The organism is Pseudomonas sp. NY15374 (assembly GCF_048068255.1).
Lineage (GTDB): Bacteria > Pseudomonadota > Gammaproteobacteria > Pseudomonadales > Pseudomonadaceae > Aquipseudomonas > Aquipseudomonas machongensis.
Window position 1 is genome coordinate 235,254 of the sequence record NZ_JBLUPZ010000011.1, and the last position, 10,462, is coordinate 245,715.

At 64.2% G+C, this 10,462-nt stretch carries 6 protein-coding genes; 3 read left to right on the forward strand and 3 right to left on the reverse strand.

Translation table 11 applies throughout. The annotated features are described in order from the left end of the window. Positions 1 to 7: 7 nt before the first annotated feature. The 3 genes from xdhC to xdhA all read right to left on the reverse strand — a co-directional run bounded on the left by xdhC (position 8) and on the right by xdhA (position 4,817). Positions 8 to 853, reverse strand: coding sequence for a xanthine dehydrogenase accessory protein XdhC (xdhC, locus tag ACNFHO_RS22200; RefSeq protein WP_416767355.1), 846 nt, complete (start codon positions 851 to 853; stop codon positions 8 to 10). A 117-nt stretch (positions 854 to 970) separates the two neighbouring features. Further along, positions 971 to 3,370: a xanthine dehydrogenase molybdopterin binding subunit gene (xdhB, locus tag ACNFHO_RS22205; protein WP_153773403.1), complete on the reverse strand. Its 2,400-nt coding sequence runs from the start codon at positions 3,368 to 3,370 to the stop codon at positions 971 to 973. Beyond that, the gene (xdhA, locus tag ACNFHO_RS22210; protein WP_416767357.1) at positions 3,363 to 4,817 is read right to left on the reverse strand and encodes a xanthine dehydrogenase small subunit; all 1,455 of its coding nucleotides are present in this window, start codon (positions 4,815 to 4,817) and stop codon (positions 3,363 to 3,365) included. The genes xdhB and xdhA overlap by 8 nt, the downstream gene beginning before the upstream one ends. A gap of 269 nt (positions 4,818 to 5,086) precedes the next feature. Between xdhA and ACNFHO_RS22215 the strand changes: the two genes are divergently transcribed. From ACNFHO_RS22215 to zipA, 3 genes are all read left to right on the forward strand, one after another. After that, the gene (locus ACNFHO_RS22215) at positions 5,087 to 5,746 is read left to right on the forward strand and encodes a GntR family transcriptional regulator (RefSeq protein WP_416767359.1); all 660 of its coding nucleotides are present in this window, start codon (positions 5,087 to 5,089) and stop codon (positions 5,744 to 5,746) included. A 3-nt stretch (positions 5,747 to 5,749) separates the two neighbouring features. Further along, positions 5,750 to 9,238 carry a chromosome segregation protein SMC gene (smc, locus tag ACNFHO_RS22220; protein WP_416767360.1) on the forward strand — a complete coding sequence of 1,163 codons (3,489 nt, stop codon included), beginning with the start codon at positions 5,750 to 5,752 and terminating at the stop codon, positions 9,236 to 9,238. Between the two features lie 204 nt (positions 9,239 to 9,442). Continuing rightward, a complete protein-coding gene (zipA, locus tag ACNFHO_RS22225) occupies positions 9,443 to 10,327 on the forward strand; it encodes a cell division protein ZipA (RefSeq protein WP_416767361.1) in 885 nt (294 codons plus the stop codon). Positions 10,328 to 10,462: the final 135 nt, after the last annotated feature.

The following is a 10,462-nucleotide window of genomic DNA, read 5'->3' on the forward strand; positions in this document are numbered from 1 at the left end:
GCGCTCGTCAAATGGCTTGGCTGCGCCGGGAGGGCGGCAGCAACTGGGCAATGGGGCCTGCATTGGCGCCAGCGTCATGCTGGCCGAAGCAGGCGTTGTAGGTGGCGATGATTTCGCCGGCGATGGACACCGCGATCTCGATGGGCAGCTTGCCCTTGACCTCCGGCAGGCCCATGGGGCAGCGCATGCGTGCCAGCACGGCATCGTCGTAGCCGCGCTCGCGCAGGCGGTGTTCGAACTTGACCCGTTTGGTCTTCGAGCCGATCAGGCCGAACCAGGTGAAGTCGTTGCGCTTGAGGATGGCGGCGGTCAGTTCCAGGTCGAGCTGGTGATTGTGGGTCATGACGATGCAGTAGCTGCCCGGCGGCAGTTCGGCCACTTCGTCGACCGGCTCCTCGCTGACCACCTTGGTCACCCCGTGGGGGATAAGCAGCGGGAACTCCTGCTCGCGCGAATCGATCCAGCGCACCCGGCAGGGCAATGCGGCGAGCAAGGGTACCAGAGCCCGGCCGACATGGCCCGCGCCGAACACCGCGATCTGCGCCTGCACCGGCGCCATGGGTTCGAACAACAGCACCGTGACGCCGCCACAGCACTGGCCCAGGCTCGCGCCCAGGCTGAAGCGCTCCAGATGCGGTGTGCTGCGCTGCTCGGCAAGCATCTGCCGGGCGATGTGCAGGGCCTTGAACTCCAGGTGCCCGCCACCGATGGTGTCGAACAGGCTGCTGGCGCTGACCACCATCTTCGAGCCGGCGTTGCGTGGCGTCGAGCCGCGCTCCTCGATGATGGTCACCAGGATGCAGGGTTCGCCGCGGGACTGGTGGTCGGCGAGGGCATTGATCCATTGGTGCATGATGTAGCCTCTCTAAACCATGCTGAGGGCCCTGTAGGAGCGGGCTTGCCCGCGAGGAGGACGGTAAGGCCATCCTCACATTCGCGGGCAAGCCCGCTCCCAGGGAATCCCTCGCTGTCAGTGGGTGACGGTTTCCAGTTCTTGTTCGGTCGGCTGCTGTTGCGCCGCTGCCTTGCGCATCTGCTCGCACCCCCACAGCACCCGCTCGGGTGTCGCCGGGGCGTCGATGTGCGGCTGCACGCGATAGTCGGCGAGGCTCGCCACCGCATCCTTGATCGCGCACCAGGCCGCGATACCGAGCATGAACGGCGGCTCGCCCACGGCCTTGGAATGGAACACCGTGTCCTCGGGGTTCTTGCGGTTTTCCACCAGCTTCACGCGCAGGTCCAGGGGCATGTCGGCCACCGCCGGGATCTTGTAGCTCGCCGGGCCGTTGGTCATCAGCTTGCCCTTGGCATTCCACACCAGCTCCTCTGTGGTCAGCCAGCCCATGCCCTGGATGAAGCCACCCTCGACCTGACCGATGTCGATCGCCGGGTTCAGCGAGTCGCCGACGTCGTGCAGGATGTCGGCGCGCAGCATCTTGTACTCGCCGGTCAGGGTGTCGACGATCACTTCGACGCAGGCGGCGCCAAAGGCGAAGTAGTAGAACGGCCGGCCGCGCGCCTGGCTGCGGTCGTAGAAGATCTTCGGCGTGCGGTAGAAGCCCGTGCTCGACAGCGACACCTGCGCGAAGTAGGCCTGTTGCACCAGTTGCTCGAAGCTCAGCAACTGGTCGCGCACGCGTACATGGCCGTTGCGGAACTCGACATCTTCCTCGGTGACCTGGTAGTGCCGGGCGGCGAACTCGGTCAGACGTTTCTTGAGGATCTCGGCCGCGTTCTGCGCCGCCTTGCCGTTCAGGTCGGCGCCGCTGGACGCCGCCGTTGGCGAGGTGTTGGGCACCTTGTCGGTGTTGGTGGCAGTGATCTGGATGCGGTTGAAATCGACCTGGAACACCTGCGCCACCACCTGGGCGACCTTGGTATTCAAGCCCTGGCCCATCTCGGTGCCGCCGTGGTTGAGGTGGATGCTGCCGTCGGTATAGATGTGGATCAAGGCGCCCGCCTGGTTGAGGAAGGTGGCCGTGAACGAGATACCGAACTTCACCGGGGTCAGAGCCAGGCCCTTCTTCAGCACCGGGCTGTGTTCGTTGAACTGGCGGATCGACTTGCGCCGCTCGGCATAGTCGCTGCTGGCTTCCAGGTCGGCGGTCATTTCTTCGAGCAGGTTGTGCTCGACGGTCTGGTAGTAGTGGGTGACGTTGCGTTCGGTCTTGCCGTAGTAGTTGGCCTTGCGCACCGCCAGTGGGTCGAGCGCCAGGTGGCGGGCGATGTGGTCCATCACCTGCTCGATGGCGACCATCCCCTGCGGGCCGCCGAAGCCGCGGTAGGCGGTGTTCGACGCGGTGTTGGTCTTGCAGCGGTGGCCGTTCACCGTAGCATCGCCCAGGTAGTAGGCGTTGTCGGAGTGGAACATGGCGCGGTCGACGATCGAGCCGGACAGGTCCGGCGAATAACCGCAGTTGCCGGCCAGGTCGAATTCGATGCCGTGCAGGCGGCCTTCATCATCGAAGCCGACGTCATATTCGACGTAGAACGGGTGACGCTTGCCGGTCATGGTCATGTCCTCGACCCGCGGCAGGCGCATCTTGGTCGGCTGCCCGGTGAGGCGCGCGATCACCGCGCACAGGCAAGCGGGGCTGGCGGCCTGGGTTTCCTTGCCACCAAAACCGCCGCCCATGCGGCGCATGTCCAGCACCACCTTGTTCATCGGCACGTCGAGCACTTCGGCGACCAGCTTCTGCACCTCGGTGGGGTTCTGCGTCGAGCAGTAGACGATCATGCCACCGTCTTCGGTAGGCATTACCGAAGAAATCTGGGTTTCGAGGTAGAAGTGCTCCTGGCCGCCGATGTGCAGGGTGCCTTGCAGGCGATGCGGGGCACTGGCCAGGGCCTTGGCCGAGTCGCCGCGTTGATGGGTGTGGCTGTCGAGCACGAAATGCTTCTTGCGCAAGGCTTCGACCACATCAAGCACCGGTTCCAGGTCTTCGTATTCGACGATGGCCGCCAAGGCGGCGCGGCGAGCGGTGTCCAGGTCGCGGGCGGCGACGGCGAGCACCGGCTGGCCGAAGAACTCGACCTTGTCGATGGCCAGCAGCGGATCGCCCGCGACCACCGGGCCGATATCCTTGAGCCCTGGAATGTCCTCGTGAGTGATGGCGATGCGCACGCCTTCGAACTGATAGCAGGGGGTCGTGTCGATGCGCAGGATGCGCGCGTGAGCACGGTCGGCGGTGCGCGCATAGACGTGCAACTGGTTGGGGAATTCCAGGCGGTCGTCGATGTACACCGCTTCACCTGACACGTGCTTGTCGGCGCTGTCGTGCTTGACGCTGCGACCGACCCCGCTGGTCAGGTCCTGGCTGAACAGTTCGGCCATCTCGGCCTGGCTCTTGACGGCGTGATGGTTAGACATAAGCGGTCACCCGGGTCTCGATGTACGGCGATTGCTGTTCGATGAAGTATTTGCGCAGCAGGTTCTGCGCGGTCAGCAGGCGGTATTCCTTGCTGGCGCGAAAATCCGTCAGCGGACTGAAGTCTTCGGCCAGTGCCTGGCAGGCGCGCTCGATGCTCGCCTGGTTCCAGGGCTTGCCAAGCAGCGCCGCCTCGCAGGCACGGGCACGCTTGGGAATCGCTGCCATGCCACCGAAGGCGATGCGCACGCCACCGACCACGCCGTTCTCGATGTTCAGGTTGAACGCTGCGCATACCGCAGATATGTCATCGTCCAGACGCTTGGACACCTTGTAGGCGCGGAACGTCCACTCGCTGCTGGCGCGTGGCACCAGGATCTTCTCGATGAACTCGCTGTCCTGGCGGGCCGTGATGCGGTAGTCGATGAAATAGTCTTCCAGCGCCATCGTGCGCTGGCGATCGCCCTGGCGCAGGACGATCTGTGCGTTGAGGGCGATCAGCAGGGGTGGCGAGTCGCCGATCGGTGAGGCGTTGCCGATGTTGCCGCCCAGGGTGCCCTGGTTGCGGATCTGCAGCGAAGCGAAGCGGTGCAGCAGGGCGCCGAAGTCGGGGTATTCCTCGTTCAGCGCGCCATAGCAGTCGGTGAGCGGGCTGGCGGCGCCGATTTCCAGGTGGCTGCTGGTCTTGTCGATGCGCTTGAGCTCGGCGACATGGCCGACATAGATCATCACCGGCAGGGTCTTGTGGAACTGGGTGACTTCCAGTGCCAGGTCGGTGCCGCCTGCGAGCAGGCGTGCCTCGGGGTGCGAGCTGTACAGGTCGGCCAGGTCGGCGACGGTCAGCGGGACCAGGCAGCGCTTGTCACCACTGTTGAGCTCGCCAGTCTGCTGCGGGGCGATGGCCTGGAGACGGGCGATGGTCTGCGCCTGCTGGGCGTCGAACTGGTCCTGGCAGGGGCGGGCGCAACTCTGCTCGGCGGCGTCGAGTATCGGCCGGTAGCCGGTGCAGCGGCACAGGTTGCCGGCCAGGGCTTCCTGGGCCTGGTGCAGGTCGTGGCCGCTGCTGTTCTTCTGCAGGGCGAACAGCGACATGACGAAGCCTGGAGTGCAGAAGCCGCACTGCGAGCCGTGGCAGTCGGCCATGGCCTTCTGCACGCTGTGCAGCTCGCCCTGGTGCTTGAGGCCCTCGACACTGATCAGTTGCTTGCCGTGCAAGGAGGAAACGAACGTCAGGCAGGAGTTGAGGCTGCGATAACGCAGCGTCGGCTGGCCCAGGTCATCCGGGGTCAGTTCGCCCACGACCACGGTGCAGGCGCCGCAGTCGCCGCTGGCGCAGCCTTCCTTGGTGCCGGGTTTGCCCAGGTGCTCGCGCAGGTACTGCAGCACCGTCATGTTCGGGTCCAGGGCGTGCTCGTTGCGCAGCTCCTGGTTGACGAGAAACTGGATCACGGGGAAGGCCTCGTAATGGTTTTATTGTTGTTGGGCGGACTCTAAGCAAGGGCTGACCTTGAGGTCAATATTTTTCTGACCCAAAGGTCAAGATTTTACCCGTGCCGGGTTCTGGCCGCCCAACCCTGTCTCTTTACAAGCATAGATCGCGCCGGGCACTGCGACTGACCGACAGGTCGCACAAAGCCTCGCGCGCCGCTGCGCGCAAGCCCGGCGAGTGCGCTACAATCGCGCCTTTCGTGCCCCGTTTTCGATTCCGAAGGAAAATCATGACGTTCAAGGCGCCGGACAGCCTCTCCGAGCAAATTGCCCACTACCTGGCCGAGCGGATCATTCGCGGCGAGCTTGCACCCGGCGAGCGCATCCAGGAGCAGAAGGTCACCCAGGCCCTGAATGTCAGCCGCGGCTCGGTACGCGAAGCGCTGCTGATTCTTGAACGTCGTCATCTGGTAGCGATCCTGCCGCGTCGCGGAGCCCACGTCACCGAACTCGACGAGCACAGTGTGCGCAGCCTGTGCAGCCTCATGGGCGAGCTGTACATCCTGCTGGGCAACGCCGTCGCCCAGCAGTGGCGCAGCGAGACCGACCTGCTGCCGTTCCTGGAGATCCAGCAGCGCCTGCACCAGGCTCGCAACAACCTGGACATCAAGGCCTTCGTCGCCGAAAGTTTCGCCGTCATGCGCGCCGCCTTCCCCTTCGCAAGCAACCCGTACCTGCAGGAGACCGTGGAGAACCTGCAGCCGGCCATGAGCCGCGCCTACTACCTGGCGCTGGATCAACGCCAGGCCAGCATGGACGACTATGTCGACCTGTTCGCCCGCCTGCTGGAGGCGGTATTGCTGCGCGACCTGCCGCGTATCCGCGAGGTGCTGATCGCCTACTGCCAACGCAGCTGCGAGCTGGTGTTGGCTGCGCTGGCGCAGGCCTGACCGATGCGCCTCAAGTGCATTCGCCTGGCCGGGTTCAAGTCGTTCGTCGACCCCACCACGGTCAATTTCCCTAGCAACATGGCGGCGGTGGTCGGGCCCAACGGCTGCGGCAAATCCAACATCATCGACGCCGTACGCTGGGTGATGGGCGAAAGCTCGGCGAAGAACCTGCGTGGCGAGTCGATGACCGACGTCATCTTCAACGGCTCCTCCGGGCGCAAGCCGGTGAGCCAGGCGAGCATCGAGCTGGTGTTCGACAACAGCGACAGCACGCTGGTCGGTGAATACGCCGCCTATGCCGAGATCTCTATCCGTCGCAAGGTGACCCGCGACGCGCAGAACACCTACTACCTCAACGGCACCAAGTGCCGCCGCCGTGACATCACCGATATCTTCCTTGGCACCGGCCTGGGCCCGCGCAGTTACTCGATCATCGAACAGGGCATGATTTCCAAGCTGATCGAGGCCAAGCCCGAGGAGCTGCGCAACTTCATCGAGGAAGCGGCGGGCATCTCCAAGTACAAGGAGCGTCGCCGCGAGACCGAGAACCGCATCCGCCGCACCCAGGAGAACCTGGCGCGCCTGACCGACCTGCGCGAAGAGCTGGAGCGCCAGCTCGAACGCCTGCATCGCCAGGCCCAGGCCGCCGAGAAATACCGCGAATACAAGGCCCAGGAGCGCCAACTCAAGGCGCGCTTGTCGGCACTGCGCTGGCGTGCACTGGATGAGCGCGTGCGCCAGCGCGAAAGCATCATCGGTGACCAGGAAGTGGCCTTCGAGGCACTGGTGGCCGAGCAGCGCAATGCCGATGCCAGCATTGAACGCTTGCGCGACGGGCACCATGAGCTGTCCGAGCGGTTCAACCAGGTACAGGGGCGCTTCTATTCCGTAGCGGGCGATATCGCCCGGGTCGAGCAGAGCATCCAGCACGGCCAGCAGCGCCTGCGCCAGTTGCAGGATGATCTCAAGGAAGCCGAGCGCACGCGCCTGGAAACCGAGTCGCACCTGGGCCACGACCGCACCCTGCTGGCGACCCTGGCCGAAGATCTCGCGATGCTCGAGCCCGAGCAGGAAATGACCCTCGCCGCCGCCGAAGAGTCCGCTGCGACGCTCGAGGAGGCCGAGCTGGGCATGCACGGCTGGCAGGCTCAGTGGGACGATTTCAATACCCGCTCCGCCGAGCCACGGCGTCAGGCCGAGGTCCAGCAGGCACGCCTGCAGCAGCTGGAGAGCAGCCTGGAACGTCTGGCCGAGCGCCAGCGCAAGCTGAGCGAAGAGAACCAGCAACTGGGCGCCGATCCCCAGGACGCCGCCATGCTCGAACTGTCGGAGCAGGTGGCTGGCAGCGAGTTGCAGCTCGAAGCGTTGCAGTTGCAGGAGCAGCAGGTGGTCGAGCGGCTTGAGGCTGTGCGCGAGCAACTGCAGCAGGCGACCCAGGCCCAGCAGCAACAGCAGGGTGAATTGCAGCGCCTGGGCGGGCGTCTGGCGTCACTGGAGGCCCTGCAGCAAGCGGCCCTCGAACCCGGCAGTGGCGCGGCTGAATGGCTGCAGGGGCAGGGCTTGGGCAGCCGTCCGCGCCTGGCTGAAGGGCTGCGCGTGGAGCCCGGTTGGGAGCTGGCGGTGGAGACCGTACTGGGTGCCGACCTGCAGGCGGTGCTGGTGGACGATTTTGCTGCACTTGATTTTGCCGCCCTGGAGCAGGGTGACCTGCGCCTGCTGCTGGCGAGCGGCGAGGGTGCGCGCCTGCCCGGTAGCCTGCTGGACAAGGTCGACGGACGCATCGATCTGGCACCCTGGCTCGGCCAGGTCAAGCCGGTCGAGTCCCTGGAACAGGCCCTGGCCCTGCGCGCCACGCTTGAAGAGGGCCACAGCCTGGTCAGCCGTGATGGCTACTGGGTGGGCCGGCATTTCCTGCGGGTCAGCCGCGGTGGCGAGTCCCAGGGTGGCGTGTTGGCGCGAGGGCAGGAGATCGAGCGCCTCGGCCATGAGCAACTGGAGCACGAGGCGTTGCTCGAACAGCTCACGCAGCAGCTGCAAGACCTTCGCGAGCAACAGCTCGCCCATGAAGAACAGCGCGAGCAACTGCGCCGCCGCAGCCAGGACGAAAACCGGCAGCTTGGCGAGCTGAAGGCGAGCCTGTCTGCCGGGCGTGCTCGTGCCGAACAGTTGGAGCTGCGCCGCCGCCGCTTGCAGGAAGAACTGGCCGAACTCCAGGAACAACGCGCCCTGGAGCATGAGCAACTGGGCGAAGCGCGCCTGGTGCTGCAGGAGGCCTTGGACCTTATGGCCCAGGACACCGAGCAGCGTGAACAACTGATGGCCCGTCGCGACACCCTGCGCGAAACCCTCGATCGCGTCCGCCAGGAGGCCCGTCAGCACAAGGACCATGCCCACCAGTTGGCGGTGCGCCTGGGTTCCCTGCGTGCCCAGCACGACTCCACGCGCCAGGCCCTGGAACGTCTTGAGCAGCAGGCTGCACGCCTGAGCGAGCGCCAGGAGCAGTTGAGCCTCAATCTTGAAGAGGGCGAGGCGCCGCTGGAAGAGTTGCGCCTGAAGCTCGAAGAGCTGCTCGAACGGCGCATGAGTGTCGATGAGGAAATGCGCCAGGCGCGCCTGCACATGGACGAGGCCGATCGCGAACTGCGCGACGTCGAAAAACGCCGTGCCCAGGCTGAACAGCAGGCCCAGTTGTTGCGCGGGCAACTGGAGCAGTCACGCCTTGAGTCCCAGGGCCTGGATGTGCGGCGCAAGACCTTGCAAGAGCAGTTGCTTGCCGACGGTTACGACCTGCAGGGTGTGCTCGCCACGCTCGAGCCCGAGGCCAGCGAGCAGGGTACCGAGCAGGAATTGGAGCAGACTGAAGCGCGTATCCAGCGCCTGGGTGCGATCAACCTGGCGGCAATCGAGGAGTACGAGCAGCAGTCCGAGCGCAAGCGCTATCTCGATGCCCAGAACGCTGACCTGGTCGAGGCGCTGGAGACGCTCGAGAACGTCATCCGCAAGATCGACAAGGAAACCCGAAACCGTTTCAAGGATACCTTTGATCAGATAAATGCCGGATTACAGGCACTTTTCCCAAAAGTTTTCGGTGGCGGCAGCGCTTATCTGGAACTGACGGGCGAAGATCTACTCGATACAGGGGTGACGATCATGGCGCGCCCGCCGGGCAAGAAGAACAGCACCATCCATTTGCTGTCCGGCGGCGAGAAGGCACTGACCGCATTGGCGTTGGTGTTCGCCATCTTCAAGCTGAACCCGGCACCGTTCTGCATGCTCGACGAAGTCGATGCGCCGCTGGACGATGCCAACGTCGGGCGTTACGCCCGGTTGGTGAAGGAAATGAGCGAGACCGTGCAGTTCATCTACATTACGCATAACAAGATTGCCATGGAAATGGCCGATCAATTGATGGGGGTCACCATGCATGAGCCCGGTTGTTCACGTCTTGTTGCAGTTGATGTGGAGGAGGCCATGGCCATGGTTGACGCCTGATGCGTGAAGATTGGGCGATATCTGTAGGCAAATGCGCCTTGCATGTGCGACAGACGGTGTAAAGTTGTCTTTGGTCGTGCTAGCTTAATGTCACTCGTTTTTTGCGTGGGTAAAACGCCTGTCAGAACATAGAGTTGGCGCCACGTGTTAAAGGGCTTTGAAGCCTTTGTTTTCAAGCATATTTTTATAGAGGCACGGGATTACATGGAAATCGGTCTGCGCGAGTGGCTGATCGTCATCGGCATCATTGTCATCGCCGGTATTCTTTTCGACGGCTGGCGCCGCATGCGCGGCGGCAAGGGCAAGTTGAAGTTCCGTCTGGATCGTAGCTATTCCAACCTCCCGGACGACGAGGGCAGTGCCGAGGTGCTCGGCCCTGCGCGCGTCCTGGACACGCATAAAGAGCCGGAGCTGGACGAAACCGACCTGCCGTCGATGAGCGCCCCGGCCCGTGAACGCGAGCGCGAGCCAAAGCCGGCCAAGGCGCCCAAGCGTGGCAAGCGTGCTGTTGCCGAGTCGCAGCAGGGCGACCTGAATCTGGTCGCTGAACCGCGCGAGCCGGACCTGTTCGCCGACAGCGATGACGACTTCAGTGCCGACAACAACCGCAACAGCGGTTTCGCCACGAGCAACAACGCCGCCAAAGAGTTGCCTCCGGTCGAAGAGGTGCTGGTGATCAGCGTCATCTCCCGTGACGAAGGTGGCTTCAAGGGCCCAGCGTTGCTGCAGAACATCCTGGAAAGCGGCCTGCGTTTCGGCGAGATGGACATCTTCCATCGCCACGAAAGCATGGCCGGTCACGGCGAGGTGCTGTTCTCCATGGCCAACGCGGTCAAGCCAGGCATATTCGACCTGGATGACATCGACCATTTCAGCACCCGTGCGGTCAGCTTCTTCCTTGGCCTGCCTGGCCCGCGTCATCCGAAGCAGGCCTTCGACGTGATGGTTGCCGCCGCGCGCAAGCTGGCCCACGAGCTCGACGGTGAGCTCAAGGATGACCAGCGCAGCGTACTGACCGCGCAGACCATCGAGCACTACCGCCAGCGTATCGTCGAGTTCGAGCGCCGTGCGCTGACCCAGAAGCGCTGATAGATCCAGACTCAAGAGCAGCCCATGGGGATTGCTGGTCGGTTCGGCAGATGTTGTTGCCTGTGCCGGCCCCATTGCCGGACAAGCCGGACGCCGCACCGCCGCTCCCACAGATACAGATTTGTCTGTGGGAGC

What these genes read in the sequence shown, in the direction of transcription:
- xdhB (WP_153773403.1), bottom strand. Translation starts at nt 3,370, where the DNA reads ATGTCTAACCATCACGCCGTCAAGAGCCAGGCCGAGATGGCCGAACTG.
- zipA (WP_416767361.1), top strand. Translation starts at nt 9,443, where the DNA reads ATGGAAATCGGTCTGCGCGAGTGGCTGATCGTCATCGGCATCATTGTC.
- ACNFHO_RS22215 (WP_416767359.1), top strand. Translation starts at nt 5,087, where the DNA reads ATGACGTTCAAGGCGCCGGACAGCCTCTCCGAGCAAATTGCCCACTAC.
- smc (WP_416767360.1), top strand. Translation starts at nt 5,750, where the DNA reads ATGCGCCTCAAGTGCATTCGCCTGGCCGGGTTCAAGTCGTTCGTCGAC.
- xdhC (WP_416767355.1), bottom strand. Translation starts at nt 853, where the DNA reads ATGCACCAATGGATCAATGCCCTCGCCGACCACCAGTCCCGCGGCGAA.